General features: G+C 67.4%; 20 protein-coding genes, 1 tRNA gene and 1 pseudogene. 5 read left to right on the top strand and 17 right to left on the bottom strand.

Going from position 1 to position 20,420, the window contains the following annotated elements:
* Position 1: 1 nt before the first annotated feature.
* The 6 genes from JLDANKMP_RS07055 to JLDANKMP_RS07030 form a co-directional block, all read right to left on the bottom strand.
* Positions 2-556 (bottom strand): NADH-quinone oxidoreductase subunit B, encoded by a 555-nt coding sequence (locus JLDANKMP_RS07055; RefSeq protein WP_005410463.1) that lies wholly within the window; start codon positions 554-556, stop codon positions 2-4.
* Entirely contained in the window at positions 547-903 is a 357-nt protein-coding gene (locus JLDANKMP_RS07050) for an NADH-quinone oxidoreductase subunit A (protein WP_005414075.1), read from the bottom strand. Before JLDANKMP_RS07050 ends, JLDANKMP_RS07055 begins: the two co-directional genes overlap by 10 nt.
* A gap of 111 nt (positions 904-1,014) precedes the next feature.
* Positions 1,015-1,099 (bottom strand) — tRNA-Leu (locus JLDANKMP_RS07045).
* 51 nt (positions 1,100-1,150) lie between these two features.
* Complete coding sequence (secG, locus tag JLDANKMP_RS07040) at positions 1,151-1,588, bottom strand: preprotein translocase subunit SecG (protein ID WP_212560806.1); 438 nt, start codon at positions 1,586-1,588, stop codon at positions 1,151-1,153.
* Between the two features lie 31 nt (positions 1,589-1,619).
* Entirely contained in the window at positions 1,620-2,375 is a 756-nt protein-coding gene (gene tpiA, locus JLDANKMP_RS07035) for a triose-phosphate isomerase (RefSeq protein ID WP_212560805.1), read from the bottom strand.
* A 336-nt stretch (positions 2,376-2,711) separates the two neighbouring features.
* Positions 2,712-3,689 carry a 2-oxoglutarate and iron-dependent oxygenase domain-containing protein gene (locus JLDANKMP_RS07030; RefSeq protein ID WP_005410467.1) on the bottom strand — a complete coding sequence of 326 codons (978 nt, stop codon included), beginning with the start codon at positions 3,687-3,689 and terminating at the stop codon, positions 2,712-2,714.
* A 153-nt stretch (positions 3,690-3,842) separates the two neighbouring features.
* Between JLDANKMP_RS07030 and JLDANKMP_RS07025 the strand changes: the two genes are divergently transcribed.
* From JLDANKMP_RS07025 to galE, 4 genes are all read left to right on the top strand, one after another.
* Positions 3,843-5,723, top strand: a complete 1,881-nt coding sequence (locus JLDANKMP_RS07025) for a DUF3413 domain-containing protein (protein WP_212560804.1) — start codon at positions 3,843-3,845, stop codon at positions 5,721-5,723.
* Positions 5,724-5,741: 18 nt separating this feature from the next.
* The gene (locus JLDANKMP_RS07020) at positions 5,742-6,887 is read left to right on the top strand and encodes a glycosyltransferase family 4 protein (protein WP_005410469.1); all 1,146 of its coding nucleotides are present in this window, start codon (positions 5,742-5,744) and stop codon (positions 6,885-6,887) included.
* Positions 6,880-7,737: a polysaccharide deacetylase family protein gene (locus tag JLDANKMP_RS07015; protein ID WP_005410470.1), complete on the top strand. Its 858-nt coding sequence runs from the start codon at positions 6,880-6,882 to the stop codon at positions 7,735-7,737. Before JLDANKMP_RS07020 ends, JLDANKMP_RS07015 begins: the two co-directional genes overlap by 8 nt.
* 68 nt (positions 7,738-7,805) lie before the next feature.
* On the top strand, positions 7,806-8,846 hold the full coding sequence (gene galE / locus JLDANKMP_RS07010) for a UDP-glucose 4-epimerase GalE (RefSeq protein WP_212560803.1): 1,041 nt from the start codon (positions 7,806-7,808) through the stop codon (positions 8,844-8,846).
* Between the two features lie 169 nt (positions 8,847-9,015).
* Here the strand turns inward: galE and glmM are convergent, their stop codons facing one another.
* From glmM to trpB, 5 genes are all read right to left on the bottom strand, one after another.
* On the bottom strand, positions 9,016-10,377 hold the full coding sequence (glmM, locus tag JLDANKMP_RS07005; RefSeq protein WP_049397008.1) for a phosphoglucosamine mutase: 1,362 nt from the start codon (positions 10,375-10,377) through the stop codon (positions 9,016-9,018).
* The gene (accD, locus tag JLDANKMP_RS07000; RefSeq protein ID WP_005410473.1) at positions 10,377-11,252 is read right to left on the bottom strand and encodes an acetyl-CoA carboxylase, carboxyltransferase subunit beta; all 876 of its coding nucleotides are present in this window, start codon (positions 11,250-11,252) and stop codon (positions 10,377-10,379) included. The genes glmM and accD overlap by 1 nt, the downstream gene beginning before the upstream one ends.
* Before the next feature lie 303 nt (positions 11,253-11,555).
* Positions 11,556-12,365: a tryptophan synthase subunit alpha gene (gene trpA, locus JLDANKMP_RS06995; RefSeq protein ID WP_012480887.1), complete on the bottom strand. Its 810-nt coding sequence runs from the start codon at positions 12,363-12,365 to the stop codon at positions 11,556-11,558.
* A gap of 1 nt (position 12,366) precedes the next feature.
* The gene (locus tag JLDANKMP_RS06990; RefSeq protein WP_212560802.1) at positions 12,367-13,047 is read right to left on the bottom strand and encodes a hypothetical protein; all 681 of its coding nucleotides are present in this window, start codon (positions 13,045-13,047) and stop codon (positions 12,367-12,369) included.
* Positions 13,044-14,261: a tryptophan synthase subunit beta gene (trpB, locus tag JLDANKMP_RS06985; RefSeq protein WP_088435905.1), complete on the bottom strand. Its 1,218-nt coding sequence runs from the start codon at positions 14,259-14,261 to the stop codon at positions 13,044-13,046. Before trpB ends, JLDANKMP_RS06990 begins: the two co-directional genes overlap by 4 nt.
* A 96-nt stretch (positions 14,262-14,357) precedes the next feature.
* Here trpB and JLDANKMP_RS06980 point away from each other — a divergent pair, with 96 nt between their 5' ends.
* Positions 14,358-15,245 carry a LysR family transcriptional regulator gene (locus JLDANKMP_RS06980; RefSeq protein WP_212560801.1) on the top strand — a complete coding sequence of 296 codons (888 nt, stop codon included), beginning with the start codon at positions 14,358-14,360 and terminating at the stop codon, positions 15,243-15,245.
* 46 nt (positions 15,246-15,291) lie between these two features.
* Here the strand turns inward: JLDANKMP_RS06980 and JLDANKMP_RS06975 are convergent.
* The 6 genes and pseudogenes from JLDANKMP_RS06975 to JLDANKMP_RS06950 form a co-directional block, all read right to left on the bottom strand.
* A pseudogene (locus tag JLDANKMP_RS06975) lies at positions 15,292-15,504 on the bottom strand (peptidoglycan-binding protein); the annotation flags it as partial.
* 1 nt (position 15,505) lies between these two features.
* A complete protein-coding gene (locus tag JLDANKMP_RS06970) occupies positions 15,506-16,195 on the bottom strand; it encodes a hypothetical protein (RefSeq protein ID WP_212560800.1) in 690 nt (229 codons plus the stop codon).
* Between the two features lie 281 nt (positions 16,196-16,476).
* Positions 16,477-17,133 (bottom strand): phosphoribosylanthranilate isomerase, encoded by a 657-nt coding sequence (locus JLDANKMP_RS06965; protein ID WP_005410480.1) that lies wholly within the window; start codon positions 17,131-17,133, stop codon positions 16,477-16,479.
* Positions 17,130-17,900 (bottom strand): tRNA pseudouridine(38-40) synthase TruA, encoded by a 771-nt coding sequence (truA, locus tag JLDANKMP_RS06960; RefSeq protein WP_005410481.1) that lies wholly within the window; start codon positions 17,898-17,900, stop codon positions 17,130-17,132. The genes JLDANKMP_RS06965 and truA overlap by 4 nt, the downstream gene beginning before the upstream one ends.
* A gap of 32 nt (positions 17,901-17,932) precedes the next feature.
* Positions 17,933-18,295 (bottom strand): VOC family protein, encoded by a 363-nt coding sequence (locus tag JLDANKMP_RS06955; protein WP_005410482.1) that lies wholly within the window; start codon positions 18,293-18,295, stop codon positions 17,933-17,935.
* 26 nt (positions 18,296-18,321) lie between these two features.
* Positions 18,322-20,382, bottom strand: coding sequence for a FimV/HubP family polar landmark protein (locus JLDANKMP_RS06950; protein WP_212560799.1), 2,061 nt, complete (start codon positions 20,380-20,382; stop codon positions 18,322-18,324).
* Positions 20,383-20,420: the final 38 nt, after the last annotated feature.

Here is a 20,420-nt window from a genome sequence, read left to right as displayed (position 1 = left end):
GTCAGCGGGCGATGGTCTGTGTACGCCAGATCTTCTTCTGCAGCTGCAGGATCCCGTACACCAGCGCCTCGGCGGTCGGCGGGCAACCCGGGACGTAGACGTCCACCGGCACCACGCGATCACAGCCGCGCACGACAGAATAGGAGTAGTGGTAATAGCCGCCACCATTGGCGCAGCTACCCATCGAGATGACCCACTTCGGGTCCGGCATCTGGTCGTAGACCTTGCGCAGCGCCGGGGCCATCTTGTTGACCAGGGTACCGGCCACGATCATCACGTCGGACTGGCGCGGCGACGGGCGGAACACCACGCCGTAGCGGTCAAGGTCCAGGCGCGCGGCGCCGGCATGCATCATCTCGACCGCGCAGCAGGCCAGACCGAAGGTCATCGGCCACATCGAGCCGGTGCGCGCCCAGTTCAGCAGTGCATCGACGCTGGTGGTGACGAAGCCCTTTTCCAGCAGCGGGTTGTCACCTTCCGGCCGCAGGATGTCATCAACCCGGCCTTCCGGCGTGGGGTTGTTCATGAGGCCATCGAGAGTCTGAATCACTCCCATTCCAGCGCTCCCTTCTTCCAGACGTAAATGAAACCGAGGAACAGCATGCCGACGAACAGGCCCATGGTGACGAGCGAACGCGCGCCCAGCTCCATGAAGACCTGGGTCCACGGCACGATGAAGATGATTTCCAGGTCGAAGACGATGAACTGGATCGCGATCAGGTAGTAGCGCACGTCGAACTTCATGCGCGCGTCTTCGAAGGCCTCGAAGCCGCACTCGTACGGCGACAGCTTTTCCAGATCGGGGCGGCGGGGACCGAGGAATCGACCAACCAGCATCAGCGTAATGCCGATACCGGTGGCAACGATCAGAAACAGCAGAGACGGCAAATATTCGGCCAGCACAGCGATTCTCTCTTGCCTCTGCCGCTGCGCCTGCAGGCGCTTTGGCATGGGGGAGTGGACGGGAATCTACCTGGCGCCTTGCGCGCCAGGCGAACCCGCTTTACTTACAAATGGTGCCCAAGAGGGGACTCGAACCCCTACGACCTAAGTCGCTACCACCTCAAGGTAGTGCGTCTACCAATTCCGCCACCTGGGCAAACGATCACATCAGACTATCTTCCCGATGCGCCGCGTATTGTAACCGGCTTCAGTGTTTCTGGGAGCCTTCCGAAGGCTTTTCTTCACCAGAAACCGAAGATTCCGCCTGAGCCGGCACATTCGCGGCCGGAACCGGGGCGGCCGGGACCGCATCAGCCTTCGGAACGGCCGGCAATTCGCCTGCCGGAGCCGCCGAAGCGACCGCCGCCGGGGCGGACATCAAGCCCAGATCCTGGTCGGCCGCCGGACGGCTGCCATGACCGGCATACCAGGCCATGAAGAGGCTGATGCCGAAGAACACGACGGCCAGCCACTTGGTCGACTTGGACAGGAAGTTCGAGGCGCCACGCGCACCGAACACCGTACCCGAGGCGCCGGCACCAAAGCCCGAACCCGCCGCCGCACCCGAGCCACGCTGCATCAGGATCAGCGCGATCATGGCCACAGCGACCAGCACGTAGACGACATTGAGGATCAACATCAGCATTGGAAACCGCCCTCGGACAATACTTCTAGGATTAGTTCGCGGCCGCCGCCCTTGCGATGGCCAGGAAGTCCGCGGCCACCAGGGAGGCGCCGCCGACCAGCCCACCATCGACATCCGGCTGCGCGAACAGTTCCCCGGCATTGTCGGGCTTCACGCTACCGCCGTAAACAATGGGCAGTGAATCAGCGATTCTAGCATCGATACGCGCGACTTCGCCACGGATGAACGCGTGCACCTGCTGTGCCTGCTCCTTGGTGGCGGTACGGCCGGTACCGATGGCCCAGACCGGCTCATAGGCGACCACGGCCTGGGCCAAACCGGCCGCGCCGACCAGCTCCAGCACCGGTGCCAGCTGGCTGGCGATGACCGCTTCGGTCTGCCCGGCCTCGCGCTGCTCCAGGGTCTCGCCCACGCACAGCACCGGCACCAGGCCGGCGTGCTGGGCGGCCGCGAACTTGCGCGCGACCAGCTCGCTGCTCTCGTGGTGGTACTGGCGGCGCTCGGAATGGCCGACCAGGCCATAGCGGGCCCCGACCTCGACCAGCATGGCCGCGCAGACCTCGCCGGTGTAGGCGCCCTTCTCGTTGCTGCTCACGTCCTGCGCGCCAAAGGCCAGGCCGGTCTCGCCGAAGTCCTCGACCAGCTCACCCAGGTACGGCAGCGGCGGCAGGATCACCACGTCCACCCCCTCCAGCGGCAGCCCGGCAGCCACCTGCCCCAGCAGTTCATTGGCGAATTGACGGCTGCCATGCAGCTTCCAGTTTCCGGCGACGATCTTGCGGCGCATGAGCGGGTGGCTCCTGTGTGAAGTCAGCCGGTCATGATACCCGCTGCGACAAAAATCCGTTTCCTTGTAAGCGGTTACATGGATTTTCAGCCAACGGCGCAGCCCCTCGTGGCGGGGGGCGGGGTTTGGTTGCTCGCGGAGAGCCCGGTTGGATTGGCGGGCTTGGCCGGCCTGGGGGTTCACGGCGCGTCCTGCCAACCCACACCGCCCCGCCCAACACGCAGAAACCCAGAGCCGCTTTGGCTTTGGACTTGCCGGCCAGCGACCGGCACTACCGCGGGTGCAGGGTGCAACCCTGCAAAGACAAAGGCCGCCTTTCGGCGGCCTCACTTTTCTTTACTTCAGCTTGATCTCGCGCAGGCGCTCCTCGAGGAAGCCGTGGGCGGTGATCGGCTCCGGGTACCGGCTCGGGTTCTCCGGGGTGATGCACGAGGGCAGCACGTCGATCAGGAAATCCGGGTTCGGGTGCAGGAAGAACGGCACCGAGTAGCGCGGCTGGCGGGCCAGCTCGCCCGGGGGGTTGACCACGCGATGGATCGTCGACGGGTACACATGGTTGGTCAGGCGCTGCAGCATGTCGCCGATGTTGACCACGATGGTGTCCGCGTCCGAGGTGAACGGCACCCACTCGCCCTCATGCGACTGCACCTCCAGGCCCGCGGCGCTGGCGCCGACCAGCAGGGTGATGAAGTTGATGTCGCCATGCGCGCCGGCACGCACGTTCGGGATGTCGTCGGTGGTGATCGGCGGGTAGTGGATCGGGCGCAGGATCGAGTTGCCGAAGTTGGTCTTGTCGGCGAAGAAGTCTTCCGGCAGGCCGATGTGCAGGGCCAGCGCGGACAGCACGCGCGAACCCAGGTTGTCCAGCGCCTGGTACAGGCCGTAGCCGCGCTCACGGAAGCCCTCGACCTCGGTCGGCCACAGGTTCGGCGCCATCACGTCGCGGTACTTGGAGTCGTCGGCGATTTCACGACCGATGTGCCAGAACTCCTTCAGGTCGAAGTGCTTGGAGCCCTTGGCGGTTTCCACGCCGAAGGGAGTATAGCCGCGGGCGCCGCCGCTGCCGGCCACGTGGTACTTGCGCTTGACCTCTTCCGGCAGGGCGAAGAAGGCCTTGAAGGCATCGTAGGCCGCGTCGATGTCGGCCTGCGGAATGCCGTGGTTGCGGATGCCCGCGAATCCCCATTGGCGGTAGGCCGCGCCCAGCTCGGCCACGAAGGCCTCGCGGTCGCTGTCGAAACGGGTGATGTCGAGGGTGGGGATCTGGCTCACAGCAATTCCTGGCTTGTCATTGGGTCTGGGGGGCCTGCGCATTCATGGCCCGCCTGAACATTGTGACAGATCACCCGGCGGACGCTACTCGATCCTCGGAAACAAATCGATACAATGCGCGACCTGCGCACAATTTAACGAATCCATCACGTTGGCAGCGCAAGCCCCGACCGCGCCTCCCCGACCCGACGCACCATGCCCGACGCCCCAGCCGCCATCGCCCTTCCCTCTGCGGGCCCTGCCCTTCGCTGGCGCCGGCTTGCGTGGTGGTCCCTGTTCGTTCTGGGCAATGCGCTGCTGGCGACGATGATCACCCTCGGCAACGTGCCGCTGTACGACAACCCGGGCGGCCGCCAGGGCCTGGCCTATCTCGCGATTGCCCTGCCCGGGCACCTGCTCGCCTTCGGTGCGCTGGCCGGCGCGCTGCCACTGCTCCTGGGCCTGTGGCCGCGCAGCGCGCGCACGCTGAGCATCAGTGCGGTACTGCTGCAGGGCTTGTGGTTGTGCCTGCTGCTGGTCGACGCCAAGGTGTTCACCCTGTACCGCTTCCACCTCAATGCCATGGTCCTGAACATGGTGTTCGGCGGCGCCCTGCAGGACCAGGTTGCGTTGTCGTGGAAGACCTGGGTACAGGTCGGCCTGCTGGTGGCGGCCATTTTCACCGCCGAGAGCATCCTGGCCTGGGCGTGCTGGAAGCTGCTGCCGGCCGCGCCCCGCCGGCGCAGGGTGCTGCAGGCCTGGGCGGTGGTCGCCCTGCTGATGGCGAGCGGCCAGGTGGCCACCGCCTACTACGACGCACGCGGCGACCGTGACGTGATTGCCCAGTGGAACTACCTGCCCTGGGCCCAGCCGATCACCGCCAAGAGCTTCATGCGCAGGCTGGGCGTGGTCAGTGAACAGCAGGTCGGCCTGCCCGATCCTCGCCATGCGCAGCTGCTGTATCCGCTGCAGCCACTGCGCTGCCAGAGCCCACAGCGGCCCAATGTACTGATGGTCGTGCTGGAATCGCTGCGCCACGATGCGCTTACTCCGCAGATCATGCCGAACACTTCGGCACTGGCGGCCTCCGCTCGTGTCTACGACCGCCATTTCAGCACGGGCAACGCCACCCGCTATGGCCTGTTCGGCCTGCTCTACGGCCTGCCGGGCGGCTACTGGCAAAGCATGCTTGACGAACAGCGCGGCTCGCAGCTGTTCAAGGTGCTGGGCCAGCAGGGGTACGACCTGCATCTGTACGGCAGCGCGCCGATGTACAGCCCGGAATTCGACCGCACTGCATTTGCGGACGTCCGCGACCAGCTGCACCAGGGCCCGCCCGGCCTGGGTTCGGAAGGCCGTGACAGCAGCATCGTGGCCTCGCTTCAGAAGGACATCCGTGCAAGCCAGGCAGCGCACACGCCGTGGTTCGGCTTCGTCTTCCTCGATTCCACCCATGCGCCCTACCACATGCCCGCAGGCTACCCGCCGCTGGCGACCCCGATGGCGCAGGAAATCGACTTCCTCAGGTTCGGTCCGGACCACGACCCGGCCCCGGAACTGAACCGTTACCGGACCGCCGTGCATTACGCCGACAGCCTCGTCGGCACCCTGCTGGACGATCTGCGCGCGCAGGGCCTGGATCAGAACACCATCGTCCTGGTCACCGGCGACCACGCCGAGGAGTTCAACGACCTGAAGCTGAACTACTGGGGCCACAACGGCAACTTCTCCGACTACCAGCTGCAGGTGCCGTTCGTGCTGCACTGGCCCGGCCAGGCCAGCGGCCATGAGACACGCACCAGTTCACATGAGGACTGGGTGCCGACGTTGATGCGCCACGCCCTGGGCTGCGAGAACGCACTGAGCGACTTCAGCACCGGCCAGGATCTGCTGGCCGAACCCGCAGGCGAGCGCGCACTGGTGGTGGAAAGCTGGTCACAACGCGCCGTCCGCCATGGCAATGGCATCTACGTGTTCGACAAGTTCGGCAATGCGACGGCGCTTGACCTGCATTACCGCCCGCTGCCGCGCCAGCCCCCGGATGCCGGCGCCGTCCGTACCGCATGGGAAGCGCTGACCCGCTTCCGCAACCGCTGACCACAGAGGATGGATTCCATGAAACGCTCGCTGCGGATCCTGCATACCGAAGCTGCCCGGGGAATGGGCGGCCAGGAGATCTACATCTTCCGCCACATGCAGGTGATGCGTGCGCGTGGGCACCAGGTGTCGCTGCTGTGCCAGCCCGATGCCCGCCTGGCCCAGCTCGCGCGCGACGATGGCTTCACCGTGCATACCCTGCGCATGGGCGGCCTGGCACGGCTGCTGCGTGGCATCTGGTCGGTGTCACGCCTGGTACGCCGCGAGCGCTACGACGTGGTCAACACCACCAGCCGCCGCGACGCACTGATCGCCGCGGCCGGCGCACGCCTGGGCGGCACGCCACTGGTGGTGCGCTCGCGCCACCTGATGAGTCCGGTCAATTCGTTGCTGACCTATACCGGTCTTCCGCACCGGATCATCACCGTCAGCGATTTCGTCAAGCGGCTGCTGGTCGACCGCGGCATTGCCGCCGAGCACATCGGCATCGTGCCCCCCATGGCGACGCCGCCGCGCTGGGGCATGACCGAGCAGGGCGATCCCTGGGAGAACCTGCAGGCCACCCGCGCACAGGTCCGCGCCGAACTCGGTTTCGCCGAGCGCGACATCGTGGTCGGCTGCGTGGCCGTGCTGCGCGAGCCCAAGGGCCATGCCGAGCTGCTGCGCGCCATGGCGCCACTATGCAAGACCAATCCCGACCTGCACCTGGCCGTGGTCGGCGACGGCGAGCCGGTCATGGGCCGCCTGCAGGCCCTGCGCAGCGAACTCGGGCTGGAGCGCCAGGTGCACCTGCTCGGCTTCCGCAGCGACGCACACCGGCTGATGGCCGGTTTCGACATCTTCGCCCTGGCCACCCACAAGGAAGCCTCGGGGACCGTGTTCCTCGAGGCGGCGCAGGCGGCACTGCCGATCGTCTCGCATCGCGTTGGCGGCGTGCCTGAAATGCTGGTGGAAGGCAGCAATGCCATCCTCACCCGGCTGGGTGATGACGCCGCCCTCACTGGTGCGTTGCGGCTGCTGGTGGATGATCAGGAACGTCGCCGGCAGATGGGCCGCGCCGGTTGGGACTGGATCCGCAGCGCCAAGCAGTTCAGCGCGGCCGGCCACGGAGAGGCCACTGAAAACTACTACCTCCAATGGTTGAAGGAGCTGGGTCATGGCTAACGCCAGAACCGTACCGGTGCTGATGCACCACCATGTCAGCAACTCGCCGGGAATGATCACCGTATCCCCGGAGAACTTCGAGAGCCAGATCGCCTGGCTCGCACGGACCGGCTGGACCTCGCTGACGCTGGACCAGTACGCCGGCTTTCTCGCCGGGAAGCCGGTGCCGCGCAAATCGATCGTGATCACGTTCGACGACGGCTACCTGGACAACTGGGTCTACGCCCATCCGATCCTGCAGAAATACGGCATGCATGCGGTGGTGTTCGTGGTCACCGGCTGGATGCACGAAGGTCCGATCCGCCCGCATGCAGGCATCGAAGGCGCCGAGCTGCCGGCCACGCCGGAACATCGCGCCTGCGAGGACCTGATCTACAAGCAGGGCCGCAGCGACGAAGTGATGATGCGCTGGAGCGAAGCGCGTGCGGCAATCGAAGCCGGCACGTTCGAGGTCCACTGCCATACCCACAGCCACACCCGTTGGCTCAAGCGCGATGACCTGGACCGTGCGCAGCGCCGCGAAGGCATCAGCGGCGACCTGGCCATGGCGAAGCAGACGCTGCTGGAGAAGCTCGGCGAAGTCTCCGATACGCTGTGCTGGCCCTATGGTGACTTCGACGATGACTACATCGAAGTGGCACGCGAACAGGGCTTCCGCTACCTGCACACCACCCATCCCTTCGGCCGCAACGTGATTGGCGGCGATCCGGAGCGGATCTATCGCTTCGCGATCCGCAACCGGCCGGCCAGCTGGCTGCGCAAGCGCATCGCATGGAGCTACAACCCGTTGATCGCGCCGATCTTCAACGGCTTCAAGGCGCGGCAGAAGAAGATGGTGCCTGGCCCGTAGGAGGCCACGTTCATCTTGATCGCGGCAGCACCCGTTTTTCGAATGGACTCAAAGGAACAGTGAAGGCAATGAACGTACTGGTGACCGGCGGTGCTGGCTACATCGGCTCGCATGCATGCGTGGAGCTGCAGCAGCAGGGGCACGGCGTGGTCATCGTGGACTCGCTGTGCAACAGCGACGCCAGCGTGGCCGAGCGCATCGGACGGATCACCGGCACGGCACCGGTGTTCGTGCAGGCTGACATCCGGGACCGGCCGCGCATGGCCGCCTTGATGCAGGAGCACGCGATCGATGCCGTACTGCACTTCGCAGCGCTCAAGTCCGTGGGCGAATCCCAGAAGATTCCACTGCAGTACTTCGACAGCAACATCAGTGGTTCGATTGCCCTGCTCGGTGCCATGCAGGATGCAGGCGTGCAGTTGCTGGTCTTCAGCTCTTCGGCAACGGTGTACGGCAACCAGGACCACTGCCCGGTGGCCGAGACCGCTTCAACCTGTGCGATGACGCCCTATGGGCGCACCAAGCTGGTGGTCGAGCAGCTGCTTGCCGACCTGGCGGCAACGGGCCAGGACCTGCATATCGCGACGCTGCGCTACTTCAACCCGGTCGGCGCCCACGCCAGCGCGCTGATCGGCGAGCTTCCGCATGGCACGCCGAGCAACCTGATGCCCTACATCGCGCAGGTCGCCGCCGGGCTGCTGCCGGAGGTCCAGGTCTTCGGGGACGACTATCCGACCCATGATGGTACCGGCGTGCGCGACTACATCCATGTGCAGGACGTCGCCAGCGCCCACGTGCTGGCCCTGCAGTTCCTTCGCGACCAGCGGCGCAGCATCACCCTCAACCTTGGCACCGGCCAGGGCCACAGCGTGCTGGAACTGATCCAGGCCTTCGAACTCACCACCGGCGTGCGGGTTCCGTTCCGCATCGTACCGCGGCGCGATGGCGACATCGCGGTCAGCTTCGCCGATGCCTCGCTGGCGCTGCGCGAGCTGGGCTGGAAGGCGCGTCACGATCTCACCGACATGTGCCGGGACACCTGGAAGTGGCAGCGGGCGATGTCACGCACCGCACAAGGTGCAATGCCACAGCACCTGCCCGCGCGCTGATGCGGGCAGGACCCAGCGGTCGGAAACGCCCGTACACGACGCGTCACAAGGTGCGCAGCCGCAGCTGAACGCGATCGCGGGTCGCGCACGGTTGAGTCCCCCTCCCAGAAAAAAAACATGGCCGCATACGCGGCCATGTCGGGTGCAACACGCGGGATTGCTACGCTGCTCAGGCAGCGGCTTCGCGCACCGCAGCGGACAAGCGATCGAGTGTCTCCTGCATCAGCGTGGCGTCATCGGCTTCGACGGTAACCCGCACCACCGGCTCGGTACCCGACGGGCGCAGGAACGCGCGACCGCGGCCGGCCACCGACTGCTGCGCGGCCGCCAGCGCGGCCTGCACACTGGCGGCCTGCACCGTGGCCTTGGCCGAGACATTGCCCAACCGCACGTTGACCGTTTTCTGCGGCACCCGCTCCAAACCCTTCAGCGCCTGGCGCAGGGTCTGGCCGCCGTTGCGCAGTGCCACCAGTACCTGCAGGGCACTGACAATACCGTCGCCGGTGGTCGCCCGGTCCAGGCACAGCAGGTGGCCCGAGGCCTCACCGCCAAGCACGCCCCCGCCTTCGACCAGCGCCTGGTGCACGTATCGATCACCAACGTTGCTGCGCACGAACGGGATCTGCAGATCGGCGAAAGCTTTCTCCACGCCGTAGTTGCTCATCAGCGTGCCGACCACCGGGCCGCGCAGGCGGCCTTCGTCCTTCCAGGCGCGGGCCAGGATGTACAGCAGGTCATCGCCGTCGACCGGGTTGCCCTGGTCGTCGGCCATCAGCACACGGTCGCCATCACCATCGAAGGCGATGCCGAGATCTGCGCGGGTCTCGCGGACCTTGGCCGCCAGGTTGTCGATATGGGTGGAGCCCACGCCTGCGTTGATGTTGACGCCATTGGGCTCGGCGCCGATGCCGATCACTTCGGCACCCAGTTCGCGGAACAGCAGCGGTGCGATCTGGTAGGTGGCACCGTGCGCGCAATCCAGCACCAGGCGCACGCCACGCAGGTCGAACGCGCGCGGCACGCTGGCCTTGCAGAACTCGATGTAGCGGCCGACCGCTTCGCGCGCGCGCGAAGCCTTGCCCAGCTTCTCCGATTCGGCGGTGGTGAACGGAACGTCCAGCGCCGCTTCCAGGGCCAGTTCGGTGGCGTCGTCGAGCTTCTCGCCCTGGGCGGAGAAGAACTTGATGCCGTTGTCGTAATGCGGGTTGTGCGAAGCGCTGATGACGATGCCGGCGTCCACGCCCAGCGTGCGGGTCAGGAACGCCACCGCCGGGGTCGGCATCGGCCCCAGCAGCTGTACGTCGGCGCCGGCAGCGACCAGGCCGGCCTCCAGCGCCGCTTCGAACATGTAGCCGGAAATGCGGGTGTCCTTGCCGATCACCACGATCGGCCGGCGCCCGTCCTGGCCGCGCTGGGCGACCAGGACACGGCCCAGGGCGTTGCCCAGGCGCAGCACGAAGTCGGCCGAGATCACGCCCTGGCCGACCCGCCCACGGATGCCGTCAGTACCGAAGTACTTGCGGCCACCCATCAAGCCACCTCCGGCGCCGGCTGACGACCCAGCATCGCCAGCAGATCGGACAGGCGGTCGCGCATCTCGCGACGGTCACAGATCTGGTCGATGGCACCGTGCTCCAGCAGGAACTCCGAACGCTGGAAGCCTTCCGGCAGCTTCTCGCGCACGGTCTGCTCGATCACGCGCGGGCCGGCGAAGCCGATCAGCGCCTGCGGCTCGGCGATGTTGATGTCGCCCAGCATCGCGAACGAGGCCGACACGCCACCGGTGGTCGGGTGGGTCAGCACCGAGATGTACGGCAGGCCCGCTTCACGCAGCTTGCCCAGTGCGGCCGAGGTCTTGGCCATCTGCATCAGCGAGAACAGGCCTTCCTGCATGCGCGCGCCGCCACTCTGCGAGAAGCACACGTAGGGGGCACCGATCTCGACTGCGGTTTCGGCGGCCAGCGCGAAACGCTCACCCACCACCGAGCCCATCGAGCCGCCCATGAAGGCGAAGTCGAACGACGAGGCCACCAGTGCACGGCCCTTGAGCAGACCGCGCATGGCGATCAGCGCGTCGTACTCACCCGTGTTCTTCTGCGCGATCTTGATGCGCTCGCTGTACTTCTTCTGGTCCTTGAACTTGAGCAGGTCGGTCGGGCCCAGGCGCGCACCGATCTCGGTGGTGCTGTCGGCGTCGAACAGGGCGGCCAGGCGCGCACGCGCGCGAATCGCCATGTGGTGGCCGCACTTCGGGCAGACCTCCAGGTTCTCTTCCAGTTCCGGACGGTACAACGCGCTGCCGCAGTTGCTGCACTTTTCCCACAGGCCCTCGGGGACACTGCGCTTCTTGCTGGGGGTGTTGTCGGTGCGGATGCCGGACGGCATCAACTTGCTGAGCCAACTCATGCGGGAGGACACTTCCGTTCAGGGCGGCCCGAGGGCCGCAAAGGCGGACAGTCTAGCTCCGCTTTCCCTGCCCGTGCACCCCTTGCCGGCCACGGAGCCGCCGGAAAAAACCATGCTGGGACGTACGTTTAGGTGCTGGGTCATGCCGGCCGCTGGCCGGCAGCCCCTACGTGCAGACCCATGGGTAGTGCCGGCCGCTGGCCGGCAGCCCCTACGTGCAGACCCATGGGTAGTGCCGGCCGCTGGCCGGCAGCACTTGCATGTGGCCGTCAGGAAGATGCCGGCCAGCGGCCGGCACGACCGTTACGCGTCCAGCGCCTGCCGCAGCGGGGCCAGGAAGTCTCCAGCACGCTGCGCGGCCTCTTCAGCCGAGCCCGCTTCGGCCAGCACCGCCACCAATGCACTGCCGACCACCACGCCATCGGCCTGGCGCGCCATCGCCGCCGCACTGGCGGCGTCCTTGATGCCGAAGCCAGCAACCACCGGCACTGAAGCGCGCGCGCGCAGGGCCTGCAGGCGGGCACTGGCGGCATCGCTGTCCAGGCGTTCGGACGCGCCGGTGACACCGGCAAAGCTGACGTAGTAGAGGTAGCCACGGGCCAGCGCCAGCAGCTTGTCGGCCCGCGCTTCGCTGGTGGTCGGCGACGCCAGCAGGACCAGTGCCAGGCCGGCTGCATCGAAGGCCTGCTGCGCTTCAACCGCTTCTTCCGGCGGCAGGTCGACCAGCAGTACGCCGTCCACGCCTGCGTCGACGGCGGCCTTGGCGAAGGCCGCGTAGCCATGGATCTCCACCGGGTTGAGGTAGCCCATCAGCACCACCGGGGTCTGCGCGTCGCGCTCGCGGAACTGCGCCACGGCCTGCAGGACGTAGCGGCTGCCAGCCCCCCGTGCCAGCGCGCGCTCGGAGCTGCGCTGGATGGTCGGGCCATCGGCCATCGGGTCGGAGAACGGCACGCCCAGCTCGATCACATCGGCACCGGCCTCAACCAGCGCGTGCATGACCGGCACGGTGGCCTCCAGCGAGGGATCACCGGCAGTGATGAAGGGAATCAGCGCCTTGCGCTGCTGCTCGCGCAGGCGCTGGAAACAGGCATCGAGTCGGGATACAGGCATCTCAGGCACATCCTTCAATCAGTTCAATCGCATCACTGGTCCCCCAGTACATCTGGATGACCTTCCCTTCAAACAGTTCCACCCGGATGCCAAGGGCCGAGCCCGGGTCCTGCCAGGTGAGATACTCGCCCTGCTCACCATCGTAGGCATGCGGGCTGGACACAGGCGGCTTCGGGAACCGGGCAATCGCCTGGACGCGGGTCATGCCGACGCGCAGGCCGAATGGACCTGGCTGCTGGGTCGGCGCCCCACTTTCCGGATCCAGGCCGAGGTCGAAACGGACCACCCGATCTTCATCGGTCATCATCGACACGCCGGGCGGCAGCCCCTTGCCGTCGTAGTATTCGCAACTACCGCCGATGGCTTCGACAGCCCCTTGTGCCGTCCACGGCCCGAAGGCCTTCAGATCGGTCATGTGCTGCCCGATCAATACCTCGCCGGCATGGTCCAGCGCCACCGAGGCCACCGCTGGTGCGTCATCGCTGTCGGTATCGTCCACAGACGGCGGATCGTCGATCGGCGTGCGCGCCATCGGGTCGAGGTCATCATTGGCGGCGGGCTGCTGCGCCGGCTGCGTGGTGGCCTTGGCGGCCGGCGCCAGTACCGGTGGCTCCGGCGGCTGGCACGCGGCCAGCCCAAGCGCCAGCAGCAGCACGCCGCTGTTCCGCAGCCGCGCGCTCACAGCACCAGCCCTTCGCGCGCAGCGATGGTGTGCACGTCCTTGTCGCCACGGCCGGACAGATTGCACAGCACGATCTGGTCACGCGGTCGCTCGCGCGCCAGCTTGATCGCCTGCGCCAACGCATGGCTGGACTCCAGTGCCGGCAGGATGCCTTCGGTATGCGCCAGCAGATGGAAGGCCTGCAGCGCTTCCTCGTCGGTGATGCCGAGGTAGCGTGCGCGACCGGTATCGGCCAGGAATGCGTGCTCCGGGCCGACGCCCGGATAGTCCAGGCCGGCTGATACCGAGTGGGTCTCGATGATCTGGCCGTCGTCGTCGCACAGCACATAGGTGCGGTTGCCGTGCAGCACACCGGGGCGACCGGCAGCGATCGACGCGGCGTGGCGGCCGGTGCTGATGCCATCACCGGCGGCTTCGGCACCGACGATTTCGACCTGGCGATCGTTGAGGAAGGCATGGAACAGGCCGATGGCATTGCTGCCGCCGCCCACGCAGGCGGTGATCGCATCGGGCAGGCGGCCGTACTCGGCCAGCATCTGCTCGCGCGCCTCACGGCCGACGATGGCATTGAAGTCACGGACCATGCGCGGATACGGATCCGGGCCGGCCACGGTGCCGATGATGTAGAAGGTGTCCTGCACGTTGGTCACCCAGTCGCGCATGGCTTCGTTGAGTGCGTCCTTCAGGGTGGCCGAGCCGGAAGTGACCGGCACCACCGTCGCGCCCAGCAGCTTCATGCGGTAAACATTGATCTTCTGCCGCTCGATGTCGGTGGCGCCCATGTACACCACGCATTCCAGGCCCAGCCGCGCGGCAACCGTGGCACTGGCCACGCCATGCTGGCCGGCCCCGGTCTCGGCAATGATGCGCTTCTTGCCCATCCGCGCGGCCAGCAAGGCCTGGCCGATGGTGTTGTTGATCTTGTGCGCGCCGGTGTGGTTCAGGTCCTCGCGCTTGAGCAGGATCTGCGCGCCACCGACGTGATCGCTCAGGCGCTGGGCGTGATAGATCGGGCTCGGCCGGCCCACGTAGTGCGCCAGATCGCGGTCATAGGCCAGCTGGAATGCGGGATCCTGGCGCGCCTGGTCATAGGCCTGGGCCAATTCCTGCAGCGGACCGACCAGGGTTTCGGCAACGAAGCTGCCGCCGTAGCGGCCGAAGTGGCCCTGGGCATCCGGGAAGGCGTGATAGTCGGCAATGGGGGAGGCAGACATGGATACGACCGGTGGTTCAGACAGGTGGATACTCTAGCGCACAGGTCATGACCGGAAAATGGATATTATCTGGCGCATATCGTCAGGAAATCTCACATGAGCCGTTCCCTGCTGCCTCCCCTCAATGCGCTGCGCGCGTTCGAAGCGACGGCCCGCCTTGGCGGCGTTGGGCGCGCCGCGCAGGACCTGCACGTCACCCACGGCGCGGTCAGCCGGCAGTTGAAGCTGCTGGAGGATCACCTTGGCCTGGCGTTGTTCCAGCGGGCCGGCCGTGGCCTGCGCCTGACCGCTGCGGGCACGCGGCTGCAGGCAGCATGCAGCGAGGCCTTCAGCGGCATCGAAGACTGCGTGCGCGAACTGCGGCGGCCGACAGCAGCCCCGGCGCTGGTACTGGGCTGCAGTGGCAGCGTGCTGGCGCGCTGGATGATTCCACGACTGCCAGCATTGCAGGCTGCCCTGCCCGGCGTGCGCCTGCAGTGGTCGGCACTGGATGGCAGTTTCACCGAAGCGCAGGCGACGCTGGACGCCGTGCTGCTGCTGGCGCAGGGCCCGTGGCCACGAGGCTGGCAGGTGCGCGAGCTGGCGCCGGAACGGGTCGGCGTGGTGGTGGCGCCATCGCATCCGGCCGCGCAGCGCCTGCGGCATGCACCGCCGTCGGCGCTGCTGCAGGAGACGCTGCTGCACACCAGCTCACGGCCGCAGGCATGGCCGGCATGGGCACAGGCGCACGATCTGGACGTGCCGAAGCTGCAGCTGGGCACCGCCTTCGAGCACCTGTACTACCTGCTGGAAGCCGCGGTGGCCGGGCTGGGCCCGGCGATCGCACCGGAACCGCTGGTGGCCGAAGACCTGGCCGCAGGCCGGCTGGTCGCACCGTGGGGATTTACCGCCACCGGCGGCTTCTGGGTGCTGGCGCGGCCGGATGGCCCGGCCGATGCACGGGTGGACGCCCTGGCCGACTGGGCAGCAGCACAGCTGCGATGAGACAAGGCTCCGGGTGGCGTTCGCCCCGAAGCCGGCAACACAAGCCTCAGCGACCGCCCATCGCGACCCGCTGCTGCTCCTCATGCACCCGCTGCTGGTGCGACGGATCTGCCAGCAGCTTGGCACTGGTCTGCTCCAGCGGCGGTGGCGCCTGAGCCAGATCGATGGCGGTGCGGAAGCCCGACGTCGTGCCCATCACGAACGCCTTGCCATCCTGCACCGTGATGCTCTGCAGCTTGTCGGCCGCATCGATACCGTGATTACATTCCGTTGGAAAACACGTCGAGCACGTCCGCACTGACCCAGCCCTGCGCGCAGTTCCCGGCGTAACGTCCCGGCGCCGCCACATGGCAGGCCTCGCCCCCCGTGTTCGCCAGGCCAGTGATCGGCCTGTCGCCATAGGTCTCGCACAACGTGTTGCCCTTGCACTTGCCGACCGTTGCTGCGGGAACCGCCACGACGTAATAGAACAGCGGATTCTGTCCGGTACGCCCGATGCCCTGCACGCAGACCAGCTGCCCCTTCGACAGCTTTGCGGTCACGCTGGCCTTGCTGCCGGTGGATGGCACCGCATTCAACGTCTCCACACCCTTGGCGTCGGCTACGCCCGCGAAGAAGCCCTGGTCACCACAGTCCGGCGACAGTTCGACATCGTAGAAATCACCGCTGTCCACATCGCCGGCCGTGCAGCCGCCGCTCGTACTGGCGTTGCTGCATTTCACGCCACTGGCCTGGATCAGCGCCGCCAGGCCGTCGGCAGCCGGTGCTGCCGCCGGAACCGTGGCCGGTGCTGTGGCGGGTGCGCCTGCCGGTGTGGCAGCGGCCGGTGCCGATGCAGTCGGGGCGGACGAGTCACCGGCGGCACACGCGCCCAATGCAAGCAGCAGGCCGGGCATCATCGTCAGGCGGTCCAGGCGGAAACGGCGGGAAGAGAGATGGGGCATATCCATTGCGTCCTCGTTCGAAAGCCAAGGCGTATCTCAGGGGTGCGGCCAGCGACACGCACACCGCATCGCACCCAGCCAGGTCAGGCCGGGCCCATTGTGTCCGATCAGATGCTCGGGGGGTGTCGACTTCCTGGCGCTGGATCCTGAATTACCCGAAAGCGGGATGCTCACCGCATTCAGTAGACGTCCGCCTTCATGGCACGGCACGCGACAGGCAAGAACACAGACCCGGCGGAATGCACCGTTGGCGATGACGTTCCGGGTGCGCCCTCAGGGGGCGCGGATCACTCCAGGACCGTGCAGTCCGCGCGGCGCACTTCCTCGACGAAGGTGCGCATCCTGTAACCGTCCTTGATGCCCGGCTCCAGTTCGATGCCGCTGGACACGTCCACGCCCCAGGGAAGCGTGGCCAGCACAGCGTCGTAGACGTTTTCCGGGTTCAGCCCACCGGCCAGCAGGAACGGCCGGTGCAGGCCGGTCGGGATACGGCCCCAGTCGAAGGCCACGCCGGTACCGCCGCCGCCGCCGGGAGCGTGGCTGTCGAACAGGAACCCCGCCGCGCTCGGGTAACGCAGCTGCAACGTGCGCGCATTGACCTCTTCCCGGCCCCCCATGGCAATCGCCTTCAGGTAGGGCATGTTGAAGCTGCGGCAGAAGCTCTCGTCTTCCTCGCCGTGGAACTGCAGCAGGGTTGGCCGCACCGTGCGCAGCACCTCGCGCACCTCTTCCTTGCTGTTGTTGCGGAACAGGGCCACCACATCGACCATCGGCGCGATCGCCTGGCGCATCGCGCGTGCTTCGGCAGGCGCAACCCGGCGGCTGCTCTCGCGGGCAAAGATGAAACCCACTGCGTCCACGCCCAGCTCACCGGCCAGGCGGACATCGCCGGCACGGGTCATGCCACAGAACTTGATGCGCGTGCGGTAGTAGGAGCGGCTCATAGCGTGACCTCGGCGGGCAGATGCCAGTTGTCGGGGTACAGGGGCCCAAGGAACACCAGGCCCTGCGGCGGTGCGGTGGGACCGGCTACGGTGCGATCGCGCCCGGCCAGCAGTTCGGCGATCCATTCCACCGGTTTTTCACCGCTGCCCACCAGGATCAACGATCCGACGATATTGCGGACCATGTGATGAAGGAATGCATTGCCCTGCACGGCCACTTCAATCACTTCGCCCTGGCGGCTGACCTGCAGTGATTGCAGCTCACGCCGCGCATGCAGCGCCTGGCACTGCACGGAGCGGAACGCGCTGAAGTCATTTTCGCCGATCAGGGCCTGGCCGGCGGCGTGCATCAGCGTCTCGTCCAGCGCCCGGCGCTCCCAGCTGAGGGTCTGCCGGTCCAGCGCCGGCCGCACCTCGCGGTTGAGCAGGCGGTAGCGGTAGCGGCGCGCGCGTGCCGAGAAGCGGGCGTGGAAATCGTCGGCCACCGGCACGCACCAGCGCACCGCGATCGAGCGCGGCAGGCGGGTGGTGGTGCCCAGCATCCAGGCGCGCGGGTCGCGCACCACGTCGGTATCGAAATGGACGACCTGGCACTGGCCATGCACGCCGGCATCGGTGCGGCCGGCGCAGACCACCTGCAGCGGCGAATCGGCAACCGACGACAGGGCCTGCTCAAGGCTGGCCTGCACGCTGGGACCGCCCTCGCCCAGGTTCTGCCAGCCCCTGAAATCGCTGCCGTCGTATTCGACGCCAAGCGCGTAACGCATGTGCTACCTCGATATTGCGTATGGGGCGGCGCTCAGGCCGGATCGCGTTCGGACCAGACCGCCAGTTCGTTGCCACCGGGCTCGACGAACTGGAAGCGGCTGCCACCGGGGAAGGAAAACACCGGGCGCACGATCTCGCCGCCGGCGTCGCGCACGGCGGCCTCGACCGGTGCCAGTGCGTCGGCATACAGCACCAGCAGCGGTGCGCCGCTGTCGCTGGCCCGCTGCGGCTGGCCGCGGAAGAAGCCGCCCTGCAGGCGGCCATCGTCGAACGCCGTATAGTCGCTGCCGTAATCGACGAACGACCAGCCGAACACCTTCTCGAAGAAGGCGCGGCTTGCGGCCGGGTCGCTGGAAGCGAATTCAACGTAGTCGATGCGACGCTCGCGGCTCATGGCAGGGCCCTTGTCGGCAGGTTTGGTCACGGCAGGCGGGCCAGCAGTTCGCGGGCCTGGGCCTGGCTGTGCAGGTCACCGCCTTCGGCGACTTCCAGCAACAGGGTGCGCGCAGTCTGCGCGTCGCCCAGATCGAGGTAGGCAATGGCCAGTTCCAGGCGCTCCTGGCCGGCACGCGGCGACCAGCCCGCGTCGCCGGCGGGCGCGGCCGCGCTCGGCGCGATATCGTCGGAATGAGAGGCCTCGACGCTGCCATGGTCGATGCTGTCGATGGCTTCCGGACGTACGGTATCCGCCGGAGCCTCGTTCTCATGCGCGTCAGCCGGCAGATCGAACACTCCGCGGAACTGCGGCTGCTGTTCGGCATGCAGTGCGTAGTCCGGCACCGCCACTTCGGCCGGCGCCTGCGGTACAACGCGTTCGTCCTGCAGCGGCTCGGCGACGACAACCTCGTCGCCGGTGGTTGCGGAATCGTCCCAGCGCGGCAGATCGGTCACCGCTTCGGGCAATGCCACCGCGTCCTCGTCGCGCAGTGTCTCGGCCTGCCATTCGGCCCGCACCGCGTGCTCGGCGACGGGTTCGGCGACCACCACGTCGTGTACTTCGGTTTCGGTCGCCCAGGCAGGCATCGCCGGTTCCTGGCGACCATTGTCGGCAACAGCCGACGACCACGAGGACTGCTCGGCCAGCGTATCCAGCGCCGCACCTGCCGGCACCGCAGCGGCCAGGCCGGCGGCATCGTCTTCCTCACGCAGCGGCGGCAGCGGCGACGGCTTGCGACGACGCAGCAGCCAGGCCGCGCCCGCCGCCAACAGCAGCACCGGCAGCCCCAGCCAGTACCACGGCGTCGCCGCATCACGGGAACCCGGCGCCTGTGCCAGGCGCTGCTGCGCGGCAGCCAGGTCGTTGTCCTTCATCGCGATCAACGACTGCTGCTGCTCCTTCAGCTTCTCCAGATCAGCCACGCGCTGCTTCAGTTCACCGATCTCGGCATCGCGGGTGGCGATGTCCTCACGCGCCTGTCGCAGTTGTTCGTTGCCCAGCATGTCACCCTCGCTGCCGGCAGCGGTGCCGGTGGTTGTGCCCGCGTGCGCGGCGTCGGACGCCAGCGCCGGAGCGATCTCAAGTCGTGCCCCATTGGCGGCAGCCGGGGAAGAAGCGTTCGCGGTTGCCGCCCTGGCGGCCGGCGCGACCGCACCCGCCGGTTGCGGCACGGTGCGCGCCTGCCGCCATTGCGCGGCGTGCTCGCGCACCAGCGCTGAGGCCTCGGCGGCATCGACAGCGGCAAGCGCATCGCTGCCCGGCATGCGCAGCACCGCGCCCTGCTTGAGCAGATTGACGTTGCCACGGATGAAGGCTTCGGGATTGGCGCGCAGCAGGGCGATCATCGCGCGGTCGCGGCTGACCTGGTTGCCACGCGCCACCGCGCTGGCGATCTGCGACAGGGTCTGACCGCGCTGCACGGTGATGCTGCCGTCGGCCGGCGGTGCAGCGACCGGCGCGGAGGCCGCACGCGGGCGTGCCGGTGCAGGCGCCACCGCAGGTGGCGGCGTAGTGGGCGCCTCTGCCGCTGGCACCGTTGCCGAAGCCGGTGCAGGTTCGCGCACGATGGTATTGGAGAGCGTGCCTGCCGGCGCGACGATCTCCGGCTCGGCCACGGCCAGCGCGCTGGACGGCGCATCGACCAGCGCGGAGTACTCGCGCACCAGGCGGCCCTGGCCCCAGTCAGCTTCGATCAGGAAGCTCAGCGATGGCGTCTCCACCGGGGCCTGCGAGGTGACGCGCACCACCGCTCTGCCCTGCGCATTGCGGGTCAGCTCGAACTGCAGCTCGCTGACCAGCCCGGTCGGCCGTTGCAGGCCGACGCGTTCGAAGGTGACCGGCGAGGCCAGCGCCACGCGCAGGTTTTCCAGTTCGGACGGGTCCGCCGACACCACCGGGATTTCGGCCAGCAATGGCTGCCCCGGCTTGGACAGGACACGGATGTCTCCCAGGCCCAATGCGAGTGCCGAACTGCTGGCCAGGGCCAGCAGCGCGGTGGAAAGATAGAGGAGCGGGCGCTTTGCGCCCCTGGCCCGTTTATTCATGGGCGACACTATAAAGCGTGCGGACCGGGGTCCGCACC

The sequence above is a fragment of the Stenotrophomonas sp. PE591 genome, assembly GCF_018320795.1.
GTDB classification, from domain to species: Bacteria; Pseudomonadota; Gammaproteobacteria; order Xanthomonadales; family Xanthomonadaceae; genus Stenotrophomonas; species Stenotrophomonas maltophilia.
This window is presented reverse-complemented; position numbering and strand designations above follow the sequence as displayed.

Bases quoted from the DNA above. Each gene is read 5' to 3' on its own strand.
- JLDANKMP_RS06950 (WP_212560799.1), bottom strand. From the start codon at position 20,382: ATGAATAAACGGGCCAGGGGCGCAAAGCGCCCGCTCCTCTATCTTTCC.
- JLDANKMP_RS07020 (WP_005410469.1), top strand. From the start codon at position 5,742: ATGAAACGCTCGCTGCGGATCCTGCATACCGAAGCTGCCCGGGGAATG.
- trpB (WP_088435905.1), bottom strand. From the start codon at position 14,261: ATGTCTGCCTCCCCCATTGCCGACTATCACGCCTTCCCGGATGCCCAG.
- JLDANKMP_RS06955 (WP_005410482.1), bottom strand. From the start codon at position 18,295: ATGAGCCGCGAGCGTCGCATCGACTACGTTGAATTCGCTTCCAGCGAC.
- glmM (WP_049397008.1), bottom strand. From the start codon at position 10,377: ATGGGTGGCCGCAAGTACTTCGGTACTGACGGCATCCGTGGGCGGGTC.
- JLDANKMP_RS07055 (WP_005410463.1), bottom strand. From the start codon at position 556: ATGGGAGTGATTCAGACTCTCGATGGCCTCATGAACAACCCCACGCCG.
- JLDANKMP_RS07015 (WP_005410470.1), top strand. From the start codon at position 6,880: ATGGCTAACGCCAGAACCGTACCGGTGCTGATGCACCACCATGTCAGC.
- truA (WP_005410481.1), bottom strand. From the start codon at position 17,900: ATGCGTTACGCGCTTGGCGTCGAATACGACGGCAGCGATTTCAGGGGC.
- JLDANKMP_RS06980 (WP_212560801.1), top strand. From the start codon at position 14,358: ATGAGCCGTTCCCTGCTGCCTCCCCTCAATGCGCTGCGCGCGTTCGAA.
- tpiA (WP_212560805.1), bottom strand. From the start codon at position 2,375: ATGCGCCGCAAGATCGTCGCCGGAAACTGGAAGCTGCATGGCAGCCGT.
- accD (WP_005410473.1), bottom strand. From the start codon at position 11,252: ATGAGTTGGCTCAGCAAGTTGATGCCGTCCGGCATCCGCACCGACAAC.
- JLDANKMP_RS07025 (WP_212560804.1), top strand. From the start codon at position 3,843: ATGCCCGACGCCCCAGCCGCCATCGCCCTTCCCTCTGCGGGCCCTGCC.
- trpA (WP_012480887.1), bottom strand. From the start codon at position 12,365: ATGCCTGTATCCCGACTCGATGCCTGTTTCCAGCGCCTGCGCGAGCAG.
- JLDANKMP_RS06970 (WP_212560800.1), bottom strand. From the start codon at position 16,195: ATGGATATGCCCCATCTCTCTTCCCGCCGTTTCCGCCTGGACCGCCTG.
- JLDANKMP_RS07030 (WP_005410467.1), bottom strand. From the start codon at position 3,689: ATGCGCAGGCCCCCCAGACCCAATGACAAGCCAGGAATTGCTGTGAGC.
- JLDANKMP_RS06965 (WP_005410480.1), bottom strand. From the start codon at position 17,133: ATGAGCCGCTCCTACTACCGCACGCGCATCAAGTTCTGTGGCATGACC.
- galE (WP_212560803.1), top strand. From the start codon at position 7,806: ATGAACGTACTGGTGACCGGCGGTGCTGGCTACATCGGCTCGCATGCA.
- secG (WP_212560806.1), bottom strand. From the start codon at position 1,588: ATGCTGATGTTGATCCTCAATGTCGTCTACGTGCTGGTCGCTGTGGCC.